Annotated in this window: 15 protein-coding genes and 4 pseudogenes; 13 read left to right on the top strand and 6 right to left on the bottom strand. The window is 71.3% G+C overall.

The annotated features are described in order from the left end of the window. Positions 1 to 9 precede the first annotated feature (9 nt). Positions 10 to 1,026 carry a hypothetical protein gene (locus EAO71_RS34675; protein WP_147981829.1) on the top strand — a complete coding sequence of 339 codons (1,017 nt, stop codon included), beginning with the start codon at positions 10 to 12 and terminating at the stop codon, positions 1,024 to 1,026. Positions 1,027 to 1,104: 78 nt separating this feature from the next. Here EAO71_RS34675 and EAO71_RS34670 read toward each other — a convergent pair whose 3' ends face one another. Both EAO71_RS34670 and EAO71_RS34665 read right to left on the bottom strand, forming a co-directional pair. Further along, entirely contained in the window at positions 1,105 to 3,507 is a 2,403-nt protein-coding gene (locus EAO71_RS34670) for an MFS transporter (protein ID WP_147981791.1), read from the bottom strand. Between the two features lie 246 nt (positions 3,508 to 3,753). Then, entirely contained in the window at positions 3,754 to 4,197 is a 444-nt protein-coding gene (locus EAO71_RS34665; RefSeq protein WP_147981790.1) for an SRPBCC family protein, read from the bottom strand. A 195-nt stretch (positions 4,198 to 4,392) separates the two neighbouring features. Here EAO71_RS34665 and EAO71_RS34660 point away from each other — a divergent pair, with 195 nt between their 5' ends. After that, positions 4,393 to 5,421: an Rv2578c family radical SAM protein gene (locus EAO71_RS34660; protein ID WP_147981789.1), complete on the top strand. Its 1,029-nt coding sequence runs from the start codon at positions 4,393 to 4,395 to the stop codon at positions 5,419 to 5,421. A gap of 152 nt (positions 5,422 to 5,573) precedes the next feature. Here the strand turns inward: EAO71_RS34660 and EAO71_RS39835 are convergent. Continuing rightward, positions 5,574 to 5,867, bottom strand: a pseudogene (locus tag EAO71_RS39835) (alpha/beta fold hydrolase); the annotation flags it as partial. Between the two features lie 34 nt (positions 5,868 to 5,901). Then, positions 5,902 to 6,033, bottom strand: a pseudogene (locus EAO71_RS34650) (Rid family hydrolase); the annotation flags it as partial. Here EAO71_RS34650 and EAO71_RS34645 point away from each other — a divergent pair. After that, complete coding sequence (locus tag EAO71_RS34645) at positions 6,004 to 6,447, top strand: RidA family protein (RefSeq protein ID WP_147981828.1); 444 nt, start codon at positions 6,004 to 6,006, stop codon at positions 6,445 to 6,447. The pseudogene EAO71_RS34650 and the gene EAO71_RS34645 sit on opposite strands and share 30 nt — an antisense overlap. A 53-nt stretch (positions 6,448 to 6,500) precedes the next feature. Here the strand turns inward: EAO71_RS34645 and EAO71_RS34640 are convergent, their stop codons facing one another. Beyond that, positions 6,501 to 7,121 carry a HEAT repeat domain-containing protein gene (locus EAO71_RS34640; RefSeq protein WP_147981788.1) on the bottom strand — a complete coding sequence of 207 codons (621 nt, stop codon included), beginning with the start codon at positions 7,119 to 7,121 and terminating at the stop codon, positions 6,501 to 6,503. A gap of 320 nt (positions 7,122 to 7,441) precedes the next feature. On the opposite strand from EAO71_RS34640, the gene EAO71_RS34635 reads away from it, so the two are divergent. The 10 genes and pseudogenes from EAO71_RS34635 to pssA all read left to right on the top strand — a co-directional run bounded on the left by EAO71_RS34635 (position 7,442) and on the right by pssA (position 18,585). Next, complete coding sequence (locus tag EAO71_RS34635; protein WP_147981787.1) at positions 7,442 to 9,229, top strand: 3-hydroxyacyl-CoA dehydrogenase family protein; 1,788 nt, start codon at positions 7,442 to 7,444, stop codon at positions 9,227 to 9,229. Positions 9,230 to 9,362: 133 nt separating this feature from the next. Beyond that, a pseudogene (locus EAO71_RS34630) lies at positions 9,363 to 9,974 on the top strand (TetR family transcriptional regulator); the annotation flags it as partial. A gap of 194 nt (positions 9,975 to 10,168) precedes the next feature. Further along, positions 10,169 to 10,375, top strand: a pseudogene (locus EAO71_RS34625) (TetR family transcriptional regulator); the annotation flags it as partial. A 464-nt stretch (positions 10,376 to 10,839) separates the two neighbouring features. Beyond that, on the top strand, positions 10,840 to 12,177 hold the full coding sequence (ccrA, locus tag EAO71_RS34620) for a crotonyl-CoA carboxylase/reductase (protein ID WP_147981786.1): 1,338 nt from the start codon (positions 10,840 to 10,842) through the stop codon (positions 12,175 to 12,177). Positions 12,178 to 12,186: 9 nt separating this feature from the next. Next, positions 12,187 to 14,199: a protein meaA gene (locus tag EAO71_RS34615; RefSeq protein ID WP_147981785.1), complete on the top strand. Its 2,013-nt coding sequence runs from the start codon at positions 12,187 to 12,189 to the stop codon at positions 14,197 to 14,199. Then, entirely contained in the window at positions 14,196 to 15,161 is a 966-nt protein-coding gene (locus EAO71_RS34610) for an HpcH/HpaI aldolase/citrate lyase family protein (RefSeq protein ID WP_147981784.1), read from the top strand. Before EAO71_RS34615 ends, EAO71_RS34610 begins: the two co-directional genes overlap by 4 nt. A 15-nt stretch (positions 15,162 to 15,176) precedes the next feature. After that, positions 15,177 to 15,701, top strand: a complete 525-nt coding sequence (locus EAO71_RS34605) for a MaoC family dehydratase (protein ID WP_147981783.1) — start codon at positions 15,177 to 15,179, stop codon at positions 15,699 to 15,701. Between the two features lie 2 nt (positions 15,702 to 15,703). Next, positions 15,704 to 16,909, top strand: a complete 1,206-nt coding sequence (locus EAO71_RS34600) for an acyl-CoA dehydrogenase family protein (RefSeq protein WP_147981782.1) — start codon at positions 15,704 to 15,706, stop codon at positions 16,907 to 16,909. Positions 16,910 to 17,078: 169 nt separating this feature from the next. After that, on the top strand, positions 17,079 to 17,735 hold the full coding sequence (locus EAO71_RS34595) for a phosphatidylserine decarboxylase (RefSeq protein ID WP_147981781.1): 657 nt from the start codon (positions 17,079 to 17,081) through the stop codon (positions 17,733 to 17,735). Beyond that, the gene (gene pssA, locus EAO71_RS34590) at positions 17,728 to 18,585 is read left to right on the top strand and encodes a CDP-diacylglycerol--serine O-phosphatidyltransferase (RefSeq protein ID WP_147981827.1); all 858 of its coding nucleotides are present in this window, start codon (positions 17,728 to 17,730) and stop codon (positions 18,583 to 18,585) included. The genes EAO71_RS34595 and pssA overlap by 8 nt, the downstream gene beginning before the upstream one ends. Before the next feature lie 67 nt (positions 18,586 to 18,652). On the opposite strand, the gene EAO71_RS39830 is transcribed toward pssA, so the two are convergent. Next, positions 18,653 to 19,705: a GNAT family N-acetyltransferase gene (locus EAO71_RS39830; RefSeq protein ID WP_147981780.1), complete on the bottom strand. Its 1,053-nt coding sequence runs from the start codon at positions 19,703 to 19,705 to the stop codon at positions 18,653 to 18,655. Between the last annotated feature and the right edge of the window lie 63 nt (positions 19,706 to 19,768).

Raw genomic sequence — 19,768 nt, 5'->3', positions numbered from 1 at the left:
GCCGCGGCGCTGCCCGCCCCGTCCGCCGAGGCGGCCGCGGCCACCGGCCCGGTGGTCCGGGACGCCCGGGAGTTCGGGGCGTACGCGCGGACCGGCGGCTGGGCGTTCGCACTCCGGGTGGCCCGCAGCGTGCGGCCCGGCGGGCAGGCCGCGGAGGGCTCCCCCAAGGTGTCGGCGAAGGCGTTCGCCGAGCTGGCCGGCTGCTCGGCGGACCGGGTGATGCGCTTCTACAAGGCGTGGGACACGGCCGCCGACGACGGGCTCGTCCCGCAGTTCGAGGCACTGGTGCCGGGCGAGGACGTCGCCCTGCCCGAGGCGGACGCCTGGCCGGCGTACTACTCCTCCCGGTCCGGCGCCGCCTCGGTGCGCGGGCAGGCGATCTCCGCCGCCGCGGCGGCGGAGGGGATCCGGCCGACGAAGGCCCTGGAGGTCGCCGAGAACCCGACGGCGCTGCGCGCGGCGATCCTGGCCGACCCGGGCACGGCCGAMGCGGRCCGCGGCGCGCTGCTGGACCGGATGAAGGAGGATCCGGCGCTGCAGACCGAGATGGCGCGCGCCATCGCCCGCACCGACGGGCTGAAGAAGGCCGTGGCGACCGAGGCGAAGGCCGCGGACCGCATCGGCTACGTCCGGCAGATCGCCGAGAAGGGGCAGATCCGCACGCCGGCGGGTCAGACGGTGGAGGCCCCCGCCGCGCTGCGCGCGGAGGCGGAACGGCACCTGTCGCTGATCGACGAGCTCGACGACGACGAGGAGGCCGGCGAGTGGGCGGGAGAGGCGTACGACGCCGTGAAGGGGCTCGTCGCCGAGGCCGTCGAAGCCGACCCGGAGCTGCGGGTCCGCGAGCGCCGCACGAGGTTCTACAGCAGTCTCCAGAAGGCCACCAAGGTCTTCGAGGAGCTGACGCTGGACGACGTCGTCGAGGAGGACGTCTACGAGGAGGACATGGTGCGGCGGCTCGAGGCGCTGCAGGAGGCGGTGGCCGGCTGCATCAGCGCGCTGCGCCGGGCGTCCGACGCGCGCTGAGCCCGGACCGGCACGCCGACGGACCGGGCCCCGGCCCCGCCCGCGGTCGGTCCGCGGGCCGGGGCCGGCGGCGGCGGCTCAGTCCTCGTGGCCGAGCTGGAGGTCCCGCTCGGTGCGCCCGCCGCCGGCGACCTGGAGCACGGTCGCCACGGGCGGGTAGCCGGCGGCGATGACGGTGTACTCGCCGGACGACAGGTCGACGAAGCGGAAGGTGCCGTCCGGCCCGGTCGTCAGGGTGTCGACGACGTTCCCGGCCGCGTCGAGCAGCGTGACCCGGGCGTCCTCGACCGGCCGCCCGCCGCCCGCGCGCACCGTGCCGCGCAGCACGGCGCCACCGGCGAGCTCGATGTCCTGGCGGGTCTCGCGGGACGCCTGCACGCTCACCGGCAGGGCGGCCGGCCGGAAGGCGGGCGCGCTGGCGGCCAGCGTGTACTCGCCGGCGACGAGTTCCGTGATGACGTAGCCGCCCTCGCGTCCGCTGCGGGTGGAGGAGACGACCTCGCCGCGGACGTCGGTGAGGGTCACCGCCGCGTCCCGGACCGGTGTCCCGTCGGCGGTGACGACCGTGCCGGCCAGGCGGCCCGCGCCGCCGAGGACCACGTCGAGTTCGACGGGCCGCTCGCCGACGGTCACCGAGACGGCCTGCGGCTGGTGGCCGCCCGCCGCGGCGATCAGGACGTACGAGCCGGGGCCCGGCACGCTGAGGGCGTACCGCCCGTCCTCGCCGCTCCCGCCGCGGCCGATCTGGTGTCCCTGGACGTCGATGAGGGTGAGGGCCGCGCGCGGGACGCGGCTGCCGTCGTGGTGCTGGACGGTGCCGGTGACGGGGAGGCCCGCGAGGGTGGGTGCGGCGGTCCTGGCGCGCGGGACGGCGGTGGCGGCCTCGGCGGGGGTGGCCTCGGCGGCGGGGCTGTGGTGGGACACCAGCGGTTTCTCCTTGAGGAAGAAGGCGAGGACGAGGCCGAGCACGAGGACCGGCACCAGGTAGAGGAAGATCCGCGGCATCGCGTCCGCGTACGCCTGGATGTAGGCGTCGCGCAGCGCGGGCGGCAGGGCGTGCACCGTCTGCGGAGTGATCGATTCGGCGGCCGGCAGCGCGGTGCCGGCGGTCCGCGGCAGCGTGTCGGCGAGGGCGTCGTCGAGCCGTGAGGCGAAGAGGGTGCCGAAGATCGCGGCGCCGACGCTGCCGCCGATCTGCCGGAAGTAGTTGTGGGCACTGGTGGCGGCGCCGAGGTCGGCGGGGCGGACCGAGTTCTGCACGGCGAGCACGAGCACGGGCATGACCAGCCCGATGCCGACGCCGAGGACGGCCTGCCAGAGGCTGTGCTGGAGGCGGGGGGTGTCGGTCTCCATCCGCGAGAGCAGCCACATGCCGAGTACCGAGAAGGCGCCGCCGAGGATCGGGTAGATCCTGTAGTGGCCGGTGCGGGTGATCAGCTGTCCCGAGACGACGGAGGCGCCGACGATCCCGCCCATGAGGGGCAGCATCAGCAGACCGGACTCGGTGGCCGTGGCGCCCTCGACCATCTGCAGGAAGGTCGGCAGATAGCTGGCGGCGCCGAAGAGCGCGATGCCGACGACGGCGCCGACGAGGGCGGTGACGGCGAAGACGGGGTCGCGGAACAGCCGCAGCGGGATGAGCGGTTCGGGTGCGAAGCGCTCGACGACCAGGAAGAGCAGGGCGGCCGCCGCGGCGCCGCAGCCGAGACCGAGGATGACGCGCGAGCCCCAGGCGTACTCGGTGCCGCCCCAACTGGTCAGCAGGACCAGGCAGGTGGAGGCGGCGGCGAGCAGGAACGCGCCGAGGACGTCGAGCCGGGCCCGGGTACGGGGGCGGGGGAGCTTGAGGACCACCGCGACCACGGCGAGGGTGACGAGCCCGAAGGGCACGTTGAAGTAGAAGCACCAGCGCCAGGAGACGTGGTCGGTGAAGAAGCCGCCGAGCAGCGGGCCGGCGACCGAGGCGAGTCCGAACGCCGCCCCGATCAGGCCCATGTAGCGGCCGCGCTCGCGGGGCGGGACGATGTCGGCGATGATCGCCTGGACGCCGATCATCAGGCCGCCGGCGCCGACGCCCTGGATCGCCCGGAAGGCGATGAGCTCGTCCATCGACCGTGACCAGCCGGCGAGCGCCGAACCGATCACGAAGACGACGATGGCGAAGAGGAAGACCCCCTTGCGGCCGAAGAGGTCGCCGAGCTTTCCGTAGACGGGCAGGCCGATGGTGGCGGTGAGCAGGTAGGCGGTGATGGCCCAGGACATCCGGTCGAGACCATGGAGTTCACCGACGATCTTCGGCAGGGCGGTGGCGACGATCATCTGCTCCAGCGCGGCGAGCAGCAGCGCGAGCATGAGACCGAGGAAGACGAGCCGGGTCCGGCGGGGGTCGAGTGCCGGTCCGGACCCGGGCGGCGGCTCCTCGACGGGCGGGTCGCCCGCGACGGGAGGTACGTCGTCCTTCACCAGCGTGATCGCACCCACGTGCTGCTCCCCTCGTCACGACGTTCGGCGCCGCGCCATTCTTCGCATTGGGCGCGAAGCGGGAGCAAGTCGGGCGAGGTGCGGGCCCGCTGATGTCAGCGGGGGTGAACGCCCCTGCCGCACGTGGCACTTGGGGCGCTCATCAGCGCGTTTACGGAAGTCCCCGCGCCCCCTGCGTGCGCGGGGCGCACCAGCGGGAGTCGCGGGGAAACCACTCGAATCGGTGAGCGGAGCCCGCCGGGGACGCTACTTCTCGACCTCGGCGGCCAGCTTGTCCAGCACGGCGTCGTAGATGCGGCTGAGCCCCTTGGGGGCGAAGGTCCGCTCGAAGAAGCCGCCGATGCCGCCGGCCCCGTTCCAGACGGTGCTCACGACGGCCTTGGAGCGGCCCTCGCCGGCGGGGGTGACGGTCCAGGTGGTGACCATGGACGAGTTGCGGTCCTTCTCGACCAGCTGCCCGTCGGTGGGCTCGGTGACCTCCAGCAGGCAGTCGCGGACGCGCTTGCTGGTGGCCTGGAGCTTCCAGTGGACGAGGGTGCCCTCGCCGTCGCCGCCCTCCCGTACCTCGTACTCGCTGAAGTGCTCCGGGAGCACCTTCGCGCGCGTGCCGCTGTAGTCGGCCAGCGCGTCGAACACCTTCTCCGCGTCCGCCGCGATGACCCGCTCCGTCGTGGCCTCGACCTGCGCCATGGCACTTCCTCCAGCACTTGTTCTCAAGGGGTGTGGGCCCAGCCAATCACCTGGGCCCGGGCCCCCCAAATCCGGGTTGCGGCGATCAAGGGAACAGGTGTTCTATTCTTGGGTCACGACCGGGACGACGACCCGAACGGCGGCCGAGGGCGGCCGGGAGGTCGGCCCGGGGACACCGGCACCGAGGAGGCGGCCATGCGCTGGGACAATCTGGGCGACGACCCCGCCGGTGCGGCCGGGACCGCGCTGTTCGGCACGGACGCGGTCGTCACCCGCACCGTCGACACCCCCGAGTTCCGCGGCATCACCTTCCACGAGGTGCGGGCCCGCTCGATCCTGAACAGGGTGCCGGGCGCCTCCCGCATGCCGTTCGAGTGGACGGTCAACCCCTACCGAGGCTGCACGCACGCGTGCGTCTACTGCTTCGCCCGCAAGACCCACGGCTACCTCGACCTCGACACCGGCCTCGGCTTCGACTCGCAGATCGTGGTGAAGACCAACGCGCCGGAACTGCTGCGCCGCCAGCTCGCCTCCCGGCGCTGGCAGGGCGCGCACATCGCGATGGGCACCAACGTCGACTGCTACCAGCGGGCCGAGGGCCGCTACCGGCTGATGCCGGGGATCATCTCGGCGCTCCGCGACCACGCCAACCCCTTCTCCGTCCTCACCAAGGGCACCCTGATCCTGCGCGACCTCGACCTGCTCGTCCAGGCGGCCGCCGTGACCGAGGTCGGCATCTCCGTCTCCGTCGGCTTCACGGACCGCGAGCTGTGGCGCACGGTCGAGCCCGGCACCCCCTCCCCGCAGCGCCGCCTCGACGTCGTGCGGACGCTCGGTGAACACGGCATCGGCTGCGGCGTGCTGATGGCCCCGGTCATCCCGTTCCTCGGCGACCGGCCCGAGCAGCTGCGCGCCACGGTACGGGCCGTCGCCGAGGCGGGGGCGACCTCCGTCACCCCGCTCGTGCTGCATCTGCGGCCCGGCGCCCGCGAGTGGTTCATGGCCTGGCTGCGCCGCCACCACCCGGGCCTGGTGGGCCGCTACGAGCGGATGTACGCGGACGGGGCCTACGCCCCGACCTGGTACCAGCGCCGGATCACCCGTCAGGTGCACGAACTGGCGGACGAGTTCGGGATCGGCCCGGCCCGCCGGGGCGGCCCGCGGGCGCTCCCCATACCGGACGAGCCCGCTCCGGAGGGCGCGACACAGCTCACCCTCCTCTGATCGGGTCAACTCTCCGCAGAACGTGTCCCCTCGCGCCGCGGGCGGGGCACGCACGCCCTATGAACCCACGTGCAGGTGTGCTGATCGCCACTGGGGCACTCGTCGCCGGGACGGTCACCGTGCTGCCCGCGTCCGCCGAGCCCCGCCCCGAACCGCCGCACCCGCTCCGGGTAGAGCCGCGCGTACACCGCCCCGAGGTAGGTGCCGTAGGAGTAGCCGAGGTAGTTGAGCCGGCTCGCGCCCAGGGCGTCGCGGATGGCGTCCATGTCCCGGGCGGTGCTCACCGTGTCGATGTACGGCAGCACGTCGGCGTACTTCGCGCCGCACGCGTCCGCGAACGCCCGTGCCCGCTCGACCCCGGCGCGCTCGTCCTCGGCCCCGGTGGGCACCGAGTCCGGCCGGACGGGGGCGAAGTGGCCGGGGCGGCAGTCGAGGGCCGGTGCCGAAGGCCTCGTCGCGGGCGGCCCGCACCGCCGGCAGATGGGCGACGTCGGTGACGAAGTACGTCAGCTTCACGACGTCCCCGAAGCCGGCTCCGGCCGCCGCGAGGCAGCGGCGCAGGTTCGCGAAGACCTGGCGGGCCTGCGCCGCGGGGTCGCCGGGCCCGACCACCGCCCCCGCGGCGTCGCCCCCAGCCCCCAGTACAGCCACGTCGTGTGGGGCACCGGCCGGTTCGTCGCGATATCCGGCCAGTGCTCCCTCGACGCCGCGGGGGCGGTGGTCGGGCCCGGCGACCCCGCGGCGCAGGCCCGCCAGGTCTTCGCGAACCTGCGCCGCTGCCTCGCGGCGGCCGGAGCCGGCTTCGGGGACGTCGTGAAGCTGACGTACTTCGTCACCGACGTCGCCCATCTGCCGGCGGTGCGGGCCGCCCGCGACGAGGCCTTCGGCACGGCTCCCCTGCCGGCCGGCTCCGCGGTCCAGGTCGCGGCGCTGGTCCGGCCGGAACTGCTGATCGAGATCGAGGCGTTCGCCCTCGTCGCGCCGGCCGTCGACACCGCCGGCGCCGACAGCCATCCGCCGCTTTGACCCAGCGGTTCCTCGCCCCGGCCGGCGGTCGGCTCCGGCACCGCCTCCGCCGGTCAGCCGTCGGGGGCGTCACCGAGGCGCGCGAGTGACTCGGCAGCCGCGCGGCCCAGGCGGGGGTGCGGCAGGGCCGCCTCGAGACAGGACCGGGCGCGCGGGTCGCCGAGCACACCCAGTCCCTCCACGCAGGCCAGCGCGACGCGCCAGTGCGGGTCCCCGGCCGCCCGCAGCCGCCGTTCGAGGACGGTGACCAGCGCCGGCACGGACTCGGGTGCGCGCAGCTCGGCGAGCAGACGGACCGGCAGCAGGGCGTAGGCCACCCGGAGTTCGTTGGTGGCGAGGGCGGCGGCGGCCCGCGCGGTGCGCGGGTCGCCGAGCCGCACCAGGGCATGGGCGGCGCTGACACAGCGTTCGGGGTCCCGGTGGTTGACGAGCAGGACCAGGGCCTCGAAGGCGCGCGGGTCGCCGGCCACGCCGAGCCGGTAGGCGGCGATCTCCCGCGCCCAGAGCGGCTGCCGCGGCTCGGTGAGGACGTCGGCGAGCCGGTCACGGTCGTCCGTCTCGAGCAATTCCAGGGAACGCTCGGGTCCTTCGGGGGTACTTCGGATCTCTTCCCGCAATCGATCGATCATCGAGCAGAATTCCTCGTCACGGAGGTTCTCCCGGGCGATATCCATGACGGTCAGGGTATCCGCGACCCAGATCACATTTTCCCCACTTCCCGGGACTGGCGCGCTCGTTACTCGCCGGTTAATCTCAGGTGAGCGGGTCAACCCCCGCACCCCTCGCAGCGGCCTGGTGACGCAGCCGCAGTGAGCGTTCGTCGGTTCGGTTCGGCAGTTTTCGGCGTGACTCCGGGACAGAGTCCGCCGCCCTTTTCCCGACGCGTTCCTTTCGCGTTCTGCCTCGATCTCGCGCGGTCCGCCCTTTCGGCGCTCTCCGCCCGGAATTCCGCATCTTCGCCTTCAGTCGTCACTCTTCCCTCTGGAGTCCCCTGATGGACACCCCTCTCTCCACCATCGCCGTCGTCGGTCTCGGCACCATGGGCACCGGCATCGCCGACGTCCTGGCCCGCGCCGGCCGCGAGGTCATCGGCATCGACGTCAGCGACGCCGCCGCCACCCAGGCCGTCGCGGCCCTGGAAGCGTCCACCACGCGTGCGGTGGCCCGCGGGCGGATCACCGAGGAGGAGCGGCAGGACGTGCTGGCCCGCTTCCGCACCTTCTCCGACCTCCAGGCCGCCGCCGAGGCCGACCTCGTGATCGAGGTCGTCCCCGAGTCCTACGAGGCCAAGCAGGAGGTCTTCCGGGCCCTGGACGCGATCGTCCGCCCCGACGCGATCATCGCCACCGGCACCAACGCGCTGTCCGTCACGCGTCTGGCCGCCGACTCGGCGCACCCCGAGCGGGTCCTCGGCCTGCACTTCTTCACCCCGGTCCAGGCCATGAAGCTGGTCGAGGTCGTGTCCTCGGTCCTCACCGCCCCGCAGGCCGTGGACGCGGTCACCGCCCTCGCCCACGACCTCGGCAAGGAGCCGGTCGCGGTCGGCGACCGCCCCGGTTTCGTCGCGGACGGCCTGCTCTTCGGGTACCTCAACCAGGCCGCGGCCATGTACGAGGCCAAGTACGCCTCCCGCGAGGACATCGACGCCGCGATGAAGCTGGGCTGCGGTCTGCCGATGGGCCCGCTGGCGCTGCTCGACCTGATCGGCGTCGACACGGCCCGTACCGTCCTGGAGGCGATGTACAGCGAGTCGCACGACCGGCTGCACGCCCCCGCCCCGATCCTCAAGCAGCTCAGCGAGGCGGGTCTGACCGGCCGCAAGTCGGGCCGCGGCTTCTACACCTACGACGCACCCGGCTCGGCGACGACGGTGCGTGACGCGCTGACCCCGCTGGAGGACTCGGCGGCCGGTGGCGCGGCGTCCCGCGAGGTCCGCTCCGTGGGCGTCGCCGGCTCCGGCACGATGGCCTCGGGCATCGCCGAGGTCTTCGCCAAGGCCGGCTACGAGGTCGTCCTCGCCGCCCGCTCGCAGGAGAAGGCCGACACGGCCAAGGCCCGTATCGCCAAGTCCCTGGCGCGCTCCGTCGACAAGGGCCGGATGACCGGCGAGGCGCGGGACGAGACGCTGGCCCGGATCACCCCGGCCGGTTCGCTCGACTCCTTCGCCGAGGTGGACCTGGCCGTCGAGGCGGTGGCCGAGGACCTGGAGATCAAGCAGCAGCTCTTCGCGACGCTCGACAAGATCTGCAAGCCGGGCGCGGTGCTCGCCACCACGACCTCCTCGCTGCCCGTCGTCGCCTGCGCCCGCGCCACCTCGCGCCCGCAGGACGTCATCGGCATGCACTTCTTCAACCCGGCGCCGGCCATGAAGCTGGTCGAGATCGTCCGTACGGTGCTGACCGCCGACGACGTCCACGCCACGGTCCGCGAGGTCACCGCGAAGATCCGCAAGCACCCGGTGGACTGCGGTGACCGGGCCGGCTTCATCGTCAACGCCCTGCTCTTCCCGTACCTGAACAACGCGATCAAGATGGTCCAGGAGCACTACGCCACCCTGGACGACATCGACGCCGCGATGAAGCTGGGCGGCGGCTACCCCATGGGGCCGTTCGAGCTGCTGGACGTCGTCGGCCTCGACGTCTCGCTGGCGATCGAGCAGGTCCTGCACCGCGAGTTCCGCGACCCGGGCCTGGCCCCGGCGCCGCTCCTGGAGCACCTGGTGGCGGCCGGCTGCCTGGGCCGCAAGACGGGTCGCGGCTTCCGCGAATATGCCCGACGCTGAGCCCTACGCGGGCTGGGGAGGGTTGCTGAGCCCCTCGGGGGCCCCGGGCGCGAGCCCGACGGGGCCCCAGGACGGCTCCGGCGACCCTCCCCCACCTGGGCACACTCCCGCGCTGATGCAGTACGTTCAAGGCATGTCCAAGGCCGCGAAGTCACCCCGTGCCACGTCCACGTCCGACACCCAGGAGAGTGCGGCGGGCACCCGCGCGGCCGCCCAGCGGCTCAAGATGCGCCGCGAGCTGGCGGCGGCGGCCATGGAACTGTTCGCGACCAAGGGGTACGAGGCGACCACGGTCGACGAGATCGCCGCCGCGGCCGGGGTCGCCCGCCGCACCTTCTTCCGCCACTTCCGCTCCAAGGAAGAGGCGATCTTCCCCGACCACGACGACACCCTGGTGCGGGCGGAGGCGGTCCTCAACGCCGCGCCGCCGCACGAGCACCCGCTGGACACGGTGTGCCGCGGCATCAAGGAAGTCATGAAGATGTACGCGGGGTCGCCCGCGGTCTCCGTGGAGCGGTACCGGCTCACCCGCGAGGTACCCACCCTGCGTGAGCGCGAGATCGCCTCGGTGGCCCGCTACGAGCGGCTCTTCACCCGGTATCTGCTGGGCCACTTCGACGAGCGCGACCACCACGACGGGAACGACGACCCGCTGCTCGCGGAGGTGGCGGCGTCCGCCGTCGTCACCGCGCACAACCACGTCCTGCGCCGCTGGCTGCGGGCGGGCGGGCAGGGGGACGTGGACGTGGCACGGGGTGACTTCGCGGCCTTGGACATGCCTTGAACGTACTGCATCAGCGCGGGAGTGTGCCCAGGTGGGGGAGGGTCGCCGGAGCCGTCCTGGGGCCCCGTCGGGCTCGCGCCCGGGGCCCCCGAGGGGCTCAGCAACCCTCCCCAGCCCGCGTAGGGCTCAGCGTCGGGCATATTCGCGGAAGCAAGCTCGCCATCGTGCGGGAGACCTTCGGCACCGGCATCGGCGCCCGTCCGGCCACGGCGGCCCAGACCGCGCAGCCGGCGGCGGCCGCGCCCGGGGGCCCGGCCGCCGTGGCGTCCACGGAGGGCGACGTCGTGGTCGCCGTGGCCCGTACGGACGCGCCGCTCGACGAGGTCATGCGCACCATCCAGCAGGCCCTCCGGCAGGGCTGACCACCCGCCGCCCCTCGGCGGCACCGGGCACGGGCAGGGACCGGCCCGCGCCCCAGACCAGCCACCGCCACCGACGAAGGCCGCCCCCACCAGGGGCGGCCTTCGTCGCTTTTGCACGCCCTTGGGACAGACGTTCGATCGATCATCGCTCATATGTGACCGGTGGATTGCATCTGAGTGAAATTGTTGGCACGCAGTGCCTTGTCAGGTGACACGCGGTGCCATACGTTGATGTTGTCCGGGCGGTCGGCGCGCAGAGGTCTCCTCGTGCGCCGGCTGTCCCCACAAGCGATCGTGATTGTGCGCCCGGACGCCTGCGTCACAGGCAACTTCCGCGCCCACCAGGCGCAGCCGTAGCACCACCCGCCGAACCGACGGCACACCTCCACAGCAACCCCACCCTCGAACCCGAGGGGGAACCGCGCTTCGGTCCCCCTCACACGCGCACCGCCGGAGGCATCCCCGTGAAGCACATCCTGGACGCGATTCAGTCGCCGGACACCACGTCCGCGGACTTCGCCAACATCAAGCTCCCCGAGTCCTACCGCGCGGTGACCGTGCACAAGGACGAGGCCGAGATGTTCCACGGTCTCGAGAGCCGCGACAAGGACCCGCGCAAGTCGCTCCACCTCGACGACGTGCCGCTGCCCGAGCTCGGCCCGGGCGAGGCCCTGGTCGCGGTCATGGCCAGCTCGGTCAACTACAACTCGGTCTGGACCTCGATCTTCGAGCCGGTGTCGACCTTCGGCTTCCTGGAGCGCTACGGCCGGCTCTCCGAGCTCACCAAGCGCCACGACCTGCCGTACCACGTCATCGGCTCCGACCTCGCGGGCGTCGTGCTCCGCACCGGCCCCGGCGTGAACTCGTGGAAGCCCGGCGACGAGGTCGTCGCGCACTGCCTCTCGGTCGAGCTGGAGTCCTCGGACGGCCACAACGACACGATGCTCGACCCCGAGCAGCGCATCTGGGGCTTCGAGACCAACTTCGGCGGCCTGGCGGAGATCGCCCTCGTCAAGTCGAACCAGCTGATGCCGAAGCCCGACCACCTGAGCTGGGAGGAGGCGGCGTCCCCGGGCCTCGTCAACTCCACCGCGTACCGCCAGCTGGTCTCCCGCAACGGCGCCGGCATGAAGCAGGGCGACAACGTCCTGATCTGGGGCGCGAGCGGCGGCCTCGGCTCGTACGCCACGCAGTTCGCCCTGGCCGGCGGCGCCAACCCGATCTGTGTCGTCTCCTCCCCCGAGAAGGCCGACATCTGCCGGGCCATGGGCGCCGAGGCGGTCATCGACCGCAACGCCGAGGGCTACAAGTTCTGGAAGGACGAGCACACCCAGGACCCGAAGGAGTGGAAGCGCTTCGGCAAGCGCATCCGCGAGCTCACCGGCGGCGAGGACATCGACATCGTCTTCGAGCACCCGGGCCGCGAGACCTTCGGCGCCTCCGTGTACGTCACCCGCAAGGGCGGCACCATCACCACCTGCGCCTCGACCTCCGGCTACATGCACCAGTACGACAACCGCTACCTGTGGATGTCCCTCAAGCGGATCATCGGCTCGCACTTCGCCAACTACCGCGAGGCGTGGGAGGCCAACCGCCTCATCGCCAAGGGCAAGATCCACCCGACGCTCTCCAAGGTGTACTCCCTGGAGGACACCGGGCAGGCCGCCTACGACGTGCACCGCAACCTGCACCAGGGCAAGGTCGGCGTCCTCGCGCTGGCGCCCGAGGAGGGCCTGGGCGTGCGCGACACGGAGCTGCGCGCCAAGCACATCGACGCCATCAACCGCTTCCGGAACATCTGAGGTCCCTCGATGACTGAGCGTCAGAAGGACCGGCCGTGGCTCATGCGGACCTATGCCGGTCACTCCACGGCCGAGGCGTCCAACGAGCTGTACCGCCGCAACCTCGCCAAGGGCCAGACCGGTCTCTCGGTGGCCTTCGACCTGCCGACCCAGACCGGGTACGACCCCGACCACATCCTCGCCCGCGGCGAGGTCGGCCGGGTCGGGGTACCGGTCTCGCACCTCGGTGACATGCGCCGGCTGTTCCAGGACATCCCCCTGGACCAGATGAACACCTCGATGACCATCAACGCCACGGCGATGTGGCTCCTGGCGCTCTACCAGGTGGTGGCCGAGGAGCAGGGCGCGGACCGTACCAGGCTCCAGGGCACCACCCAGAACGACATCGTGAAGGAGTACCTGTCGCGCGGGACGCACGTCTTCCCGCCCGGCCCGTCGCTCCGCCTCACCACGGACATGATCACCTACACGGTGAACAACATCCCGAAGTGGAACCCGATCAACATCTGCAGCTACCACCTGCAGGAGGCGGGGGCCACTCCGGTCCAGGAGATCTCCTACGCGATGTCCACCGCGATCGCGGTGCTCGACGCGGTCCGCGACTCCGGCCAGGTGCCCGCGGACCGCTTCGGCGAGGTCGTCGCCCGGATCTCCTTCTTCGTGAACGCGGGCGTCCGCTTCGTCGAGGAGATGTGCAAGATGCGCGCCTTCGGCCGCATCTGGGACAAGGTCACGCGGGAGCGGTACGGCATCGAGAACGACAAGCAGCGCCGGTTCCGCTACGGCGTGCAGGTCAACTCGCTCGGCCTGACCGAGGCTCAGCCGGAGAACAACGTCCAGCGCATCGTGCTCGAGATGCTGGCCGTCACGCTCTCCAAGGACGCCCGTGCGCGGGCCGTCCAGCTGCCCGCCTGGAACGAGGCGCTCGGTCTGCCCCGTCCCTGGGACCAGCAGTGGTCGCTCCGTATCCAGCAGGTGCTGGCGCACGAGTCGGACCTGCTGGAGTACGAGGACATCTTCGCCGGGTCCCACGTCATCGAGGCCAAGGTCGACTCGCTCGTCGAGGAGTGCCTGGCCGAGATCGACCGGATCCAGGAGATGGGCGGCGCCATGGCGGCCGTCGAGTCCGGCTACCTCAAGTCGCAGCTCGTCTCCTCGCACGCCGAGCGGCGGGCCCGGATCGAGGCGGGCGACGAGAAGATCGTCGGCGTCAACATCTTCCAGTCGACGGAGGAGAACCCGCTCACCGTCGACCTCGACACGGCGATCATGACGGTCGACCCGGCCAACGAGGCCCGTGTCGTCGCGGCGCTGCACGAGTGGCGCGACAACCGCGACGAGGGCCGGGCACAGGAGTCGCTGGCCGCGCTGAAGGCCACCGCCGCCGGGGAGGGCAACCTCTTCGCCGCCACCCTGGAGTGCGCGCGGGCGGGCGTGACCACCGGCGAGTGGTCCTGGGCGCTGCGGGACGTCTTCGGCGAGTTCCGCGCCCCCACGGGTGTCTCCTCCGCGCCGGTCGCGGTGACCGCCGAGGAGGGAACCCCGCTCGCCCTGGTCCGGGAGAAGGTGGCACGCACCGCCGAGGAGCTCGGCTCCGGCCGGCTGCGCCTCCTGGTCGGCAAGCCGGGCCTCGACGGCCACTCCAACGGCGCCGAGCAGATCGCGGTCCGTGCGCGCGACGCCGGCTTCGAGGTCGTCTACCAGGGGATCCGGCTGACGCCCGAGCAGATCGTCAACGCGGCCCTGGCCGAGGACGTGCACTGCGTGGGCCTGTCGATCCTGTCCGGCTCGCACTCCGAGCTGGTCCCGGACGTGCTGGACCGCCTCCGCGAGGCGGGCGCGGCCGACATCCCGGTCATCGTCGGCGGCATCATCCCGAACGCCGACGCCGCAGATCTGAAGCGTGCGGGTGTGGCCGCCGTCTTCACACCGAAGGACTTCGGTATCACGGAGATCATCGGCCGTATCGTCGACGAGATCCGGAAAGCGAACAAGCTCGACCCTCTGGAGGTCCCCGCATGACCACCCCCGTGAACCGTCTGCGTCCGCGCCGCTCCTGCCTCGCGGTCCCCGGCTCCAACCCGCGCTTCCTGGAGAAGGCCCAGGGCCTCGCCGCCGACCAGGTCTTCCTCGACCTGGAGGACGCCTGCGCCCCGCTGGCCAAGCCCGAGGCGCGCCACACCATCGTGAAGTTCCTCAACGAGGGCGACTGGACCGGCAAGACCCGGGTCGTGCGGGTCAACGACTGGACGACCCACTGGACGTACCGCGACGTGGTCACGGTCGTCGAGGGCGCGGGCCAGAACCTGGACTGCATCATGCTGCCGAAGGTCCAGGACGCCCAGCAGATCGTGGCGCTCGATCTGCTGCTGACGCAGATCGAGAAGACGATGGGCTTCGAGGTCGGCAAGATCGGCATCGAGGCGCAGATCGAGAACGCGCAGGGCCTCAACAACGTCAACGCGATCGCCACCGCCTCGCAGCGGGTCGAGACGATCATCTTCGGCCCGGCCGACTTCATGGCCTCCATCAACATGAAGTCCCTGGTCGKCGGCGAGCAGCCGCCCGGCTACGACGCGGACGCGTACCACTACATCCTGATGAAGATCCTGATGGCCGCCCGCGCCAACAACCTCCAGGCGATCGACGGCCCCTACCTCCAGATCCGCAACCCCGAGGGCTACCAGGCCGTCGCCCGCCGCGCCGCCGCGCTCGGCTTCGACGGCAAGTGGGTGCTGCACCCGGACCAGGTCGCCGCGGCGAACGAGATCTTCTCCCCCTCGCAGGAGGACTTCGACCACGCCGAGCTGATCCTGGACGCGTACGACTACTACACGTCCGAGGCCGGCGGCAAGAAGGGCTCGGCCATGCTCGGCGACGAGATGATCGACGAGGCCTCCCGCAAGATGGCCCTCGTCATCTCCGGCAAGGGCCGCGCCGCCGGTATGGAGCGCACCACCAAGTTCGAGATCCCCTCCAGCTGACAAGGACTGAGCCCCATGCAGTTCGGCCGAACCTATGAAGAGTTCGAAGTCGGTGCCGTCTACAAGCACTGGCCCGGAAAGACGGTCACCGAGTACGACGACCACCTCTTCTGTCTGCTGACGATGAACCACCACCCGCTTCACATGGACGTGAACTACGCGGAGAACACGACGGACTTCGGCAAGAACGTCGTCGTCGGCAACTACATCTACTCGCTGCTGCTCGGCATGTCCGTCCCGGACGTCTCGGGCAAGGCGATCGCCAACCTGGAGATCGAGTCGCTGCGCCACGTGGCGCCGACCTTCCACGGCGACACCATCTACGGCGAGACCACGGTCCTCGACAAGACCCCCTCGAAGTCGAAGAACGACCGCGGCATCGTCTACGTCGAGACCAAGGGCTACAAGCAGGACGGCACGCTCGTCTGCATCTTCCGCCGCAAGGTGATGGTCCCCACCGAGACGTACATCAAGGAGCGCGGCGGCGAGCAGCCCGGCCGCCCCGAGCTGATCGAGCCCTCCAAGAAGTCGGAGAAGTAGTCATGGCGCGACTCGCCCAGACCCACGGTCTGACCGATGTGCAGCAGGAGATCCTCTCCACCGTCCGGGACTTCGTCGACAAGGAGATCATCCCGGTCGCGACGGAGCTGGAGCACCGCGACGAGTACCCCCAGGAGATCGTCGACGGGCTCAAGGAGCTCGGCGTCTTCGGTCTGATGATCCCCGAGGAGTACGGGGGCCTGGGTGAGTCGCTCCTCACCTACGCGCTCTGCGTGGAGGAGATCGCCCGCGGCTGGATGTCGGTCTCCGGCATCATCAACACCCACTTCATCGTGGCGTACATGCTCAAGCAGCACGGCACCCAGGAGCAGAAGGAGTACTTCCTGCCCCGCATGGCGGCCGGCGAGACGCGTGGCGCGTTCTCGATGTCGGAGCCGGCCCTGGGCTCGGACGTGTCCGCGATCACGTCCAAGGCGGTCAAGGACGGCGACGAGTACGTCCTCAACGGCCAGAAGATGTGGCTGACGAACGGCGGAACGTCAACGCTGGTGGCCGTCCTCGTCCGAAGTGACGAAGGACACCCGGAGGGCACCGCCCCCCACAAGTCGATGACGACCTTCCTCGTCGAGAAGGAGCCCGGCTTCGGAGAGGTCCGTCCGGGCCTCACGATCCCCGGGAAGATCGACAAGATGGGCTACAAGGGTGTCGACACCACCGAGCTCATCATGGACGGACTGCGCATTCCGGCCAATCGGGTCCTCGGCGGCACCACCGGCCGAGGGTTTTACCAAATGATGGACGGCGTGGAGGTCGGCCGCGTCAATGTGGCGGCACGTGGCTGCGGCGTCGCACAGCGTGCTTTCGAACTGGGTGTCTCTTATGCCCAGCAACGTCACACTTTCGGCAAGCCGATCGCCCAGCACCAGGCGATTCAGTTCAAGCTTGCCGAGATGGCTACCAAGGTCGAGGCCGCTCATGCGATGATGGTGAACGCAGCACGCAAAAAGGACTCCGGAGAACGAAACGACCTCGAAGCAGGGATGGCGAAGTACCTCGCCTCCGAATACTGCAAGGAGGTCGTCGAGGACGCCTTCCGTATCCACGGGGGATACGGGTTCTCGAAGGAGTACGAGATCGAGCGTCTCTACCGCGAGGCGCCGATGCTGCTGATCGGCGAAGGTACCGCCGAGATCCAGAAAATGATCATTGGGCGCCGGCTGCTCGAGGAGTACCGATTCCAGGGGTGATTGTCGCATTCGGGTCGGTTTGGCCGCGAAGAAGATCACACCCTGTCATCGTCTTCCGGCCGCCGACTCGGCTTCTGGCTTGCCCAGTTGCGGCCCGCAACCGATAGCATCGCCCGAAAGCCGCCGTCCCCCGTTGCCAGTGCGGCATCATCCGCTACGAAGGTCATCCATGCCCCACAGCCAAACCTCTGCACCTCGCGACAGCCTCACCGGCGTACGCCTCGCGCGCGGAGCATCGCCGTGGCTTCTGCCGACCGTCGCCACCGCAGCGCTCAGCCTCGCCCGGGCCCGCAAGTCCGGACGCTGGGCCGCCGTCGCCGTGCCCACCACCGCTCTCGCGGCGGGCATGCTGTGGTTCTTCCGCGACCCCGAGCGCGAGATCGCGCAGGGCCGGGTCATCTCGCCCGCCGACGGTGTGGTGCAGAGCATCATGCCGTGGAAGGACGGACGCACCCGCGTCGCCATCTTCATGAGCCCGCTGAACGTCCACGTCAACCGCGCGCCGCTGGCCGGCACGGTGACGTCCGTGGAGCACATCCCCGGCGGGTTCGTCCCGGCGTTCAACAAGGAGAGCGAGAACAACGAGCGCGTTGTCTGGCACTTCGACACCGAGCTCGGCGACATCGAGATGGTGCAGATCGCGGGTGCCGTCGCGCGCCGCATCGTGCCGTACATCCCCCAGGGGACGAAGGTCGAGCAGGGCGAGCGCATCGGTCTGATCCGCTTCGGGTCGCGCGTTGACATCTACCTTCCGGAAGGTGTCGACGTCGCTGTCGAGGTCGGTCAGACCACGACCGCGGGGGTGACTCGAATTGACCGTGATTGATCCCGACACGCGGGCCGGCGACTGGGTCGCCGACGCGGAGGACGACGAGGCCGAGGAGATGCCGCTGTCGCTGAGGCTGTCCATAGCGGACGCCCTCACGCTCGGTAACGCCACGTGCGGGTTCATGGCGGTGTACTTCACCACCACCGGCATCCTCATCCCGCACCTCACGGGCAGCACCGAGACCGGCATGGCGCGCAACAGCGCCGCCACCGCCGTGATCCTGATGCTGTGCGCGGCGATCTTCGACCTCTTCGACGGGATCGTGGCCCGCAAGCTGCGCTCGTCGCCGATGGGCGCCGAACTCGACAACCTCTCGGACCTGATCAGCTTCGGTCTGGCCCCGGCCTACTTCGTGCTGGTGTACGGCATGGTCGCGGACGACGCGCAGCAGAAGGTCTCGGCGGTGGCCGCGATCGTCGTGCTGCTGGCCGTGGTGCTGCGGCTCGCCAGATTCTCCTGCGTGACGATGAAGGACGGCATGTTCCAGGGCATGCCGAGCCCGTTCGGCGCGCTCACGGTGGTCTCGATCGTGCTGCTGGAGCTGCCGTTCATCCCGACGCTGCTCGCGATCATCGGGGTGGCCTGGCTGATGGTGAGCCGGGTCGAGTACCCCAAGCCGCGGGGTGTCCTCGCGGTGGCGATGCTCAGCTGGATCGTCGGTGCCATGGGCATGCTGGCGGCGTGGGCGTTCGACGCGCCGGGAGGCGCGTTCCTGCTCCAGGCCGGCTGCGCGCTCCAGGTCGTGATGGGCGCCGTGATCCCCCTCTTCGCGACGGCCCGCCGGGTGAACACCTTCCGCGGCAACCGACGCGAGAACCGCGAGGCGCGGGCGGCGCAGCTGCCGTAGCGCTGGACGCGAACGAGAAGGGCCCGGGTGCGGACGACGCACCCGGGCCCTTTCGTCTGCCCGGCGCCTACTCGGTCCGCGGAAGCGGTCCGATCCGCTTGTAGTACAGCGTGGTGGGGCGCAGGATGCCGGCGGGGTCGGCCGCGTAGTCGGGGATGGTCCCGGCCGCCGTCCAGCCCGCCCTGCGGTACAGGCGCTCGGCCGGGCTGTCGGTCTGGGTGTCGAGGACCAGCAGGGTCAGGCCCTCCCCCGCCGCGTGTTCCTCCGCCGCGGCGAGCAGCCGGCCGCCGAGTCCCTGTCCGCGCGCCCCGCGGTGCACGATCAGCCGGGCGATCTCACCGCGGTGGCGTCCGTTCGCCTTGTCTCCGGGGACCAGCGTGACGGCTCCGAGGACCACGTCGCCGGGCCCGTGCGCCGTCCAGACCGTCCGCGCGCCCCGCTCGGCCTCGTCGGCCACCGTGAGCCACCAGTCGGCCGCCTCGGCCGGGTCCAGGGGGGCGAGGAAGCCGAGGGAGGCGCCGCCGTCGACGGCGTCGACGAGCAGGGCGGCGAGACCGTCCGGGGCGTGGGCGCGGATCCGGGCCGCCGCGAGCCGCTCGATGCGCGCCGGCGTGTCCGACCCCGCCGCTGTCCGCAGCGGTTTCTCCAGGCAGAGCAGACCCGGCCGGTCGTCCCAGGGCCGGACCGTCTCGAAGCCGAGCCTGCGGTAGAGGGCGATGGCCCGCCCCCGCCACAGCCAGACGGAGAGCCGCACCGCGGGCACCCCCGCCCGGGTCGCGTGGTCCACCGCACCGTCCATCAGGGCCGCGGCGGCGCCCTTGCCCCGGGCCTCCGGGGCGACCCAGAGCCGTTTGATCTCGGGGACGCCGTCCTGGTGCGACGCGGTCAGCACCACGAGCCCGACGGCGGTGTCCGCCTCGTCCACGGCCAGCAGGACGGTGTCGGCGGCGAAGGCGGTCGCCGGGTCGAGCGCCTCCGCGCGGTAGGCGGGGGGCAGCTCGGCGGCCGAGGCGACGGGGACGCCCTTCTCCGCCTCCGTGCGCAGGTGGTAGGCGGCGAGGAGCGCGGGGACCCGGGGGTCGTCCGGGGTGACGGGCCKGACGGTGCAGTACACGTTCATGGCCCGAGCTTCACATCGGGTTGTTGCGACGAGATGACGACATGCCCGGGGGCGCGATCACCT

It is taken from the genome of Streptomyces sp. MS191 (genome assembly GCF_008042125.1).
Taxonomy (GTDB): domain Bacteria; phylum Actinomycetota; class Actinomycetes; order Streptomycetales; family Streptomycetaceae; genus Streptomyces.
This window is presented reverse-complemented; position numbering and strand designations above follow the sequence as displayed.

Excerpts from the sequence above, each read along its gene's own strand:
- EAO71_RS34635 (WP_147981787.1), top strand. The coding sequence starts at position 7,442 with ATGGACACCCCTCTCTCCACCATCGCCGTCGTCGGTCTCGGCACCATG.
- EAO71_RS34640 (WP_147981788.1), bottom strand. The coding sequence starts at position 7,121 with ATGGATATCGCCCGGGAGAACCTCCGTGACGAGGAATTCTGCTCGATG.
- EAO71_RS34615 (WP_147981785.1), top strand. The coding sequence starts at position 12,187 with ATGACTGAGCGTCAGAAGGACCGGCCGTGGCTCATGCGGACCTATGCC.
- EAO71_RS34665 (WP_147981790.1), bottom strand. The coding sequence starts at position 4,197 with ATGGCGCAGGTCGAGGCCACGACGGAGCGGGTCATCGCGGCGGACGCG.
- EAO71_RS34660 (WP_147981789.1), top strand. The coding sequence starts at position 4,393 with ATGCGCTGGGACAATCTGGGCGACGACCCCGCCGGTGCGGCCGGGACC.
- EAO71_RS34595 (WP_147981781.1), top strand. The coding sequence starts at position 17,079 with ATGCCCCACAGCCAAACCTCTGCACCTCGCGACAGCCTCACCGGCGTA.
- EAO71_RS34605 (WP_147981783.1), top strand. The coding sequence starts at position 15,177 with ATGCAGTTCGGCCGAACCTATGAAGAGTTCGAAGTCGGTGCCGTCTAC.
- EAO71_RS34600 (WP_147981782.1), top strand. The coding sequence starts at position 15,704 with ATGGCGCGACTCGCCCAGACCCACGGTCTGACCGATGTGCAGCAGGAG.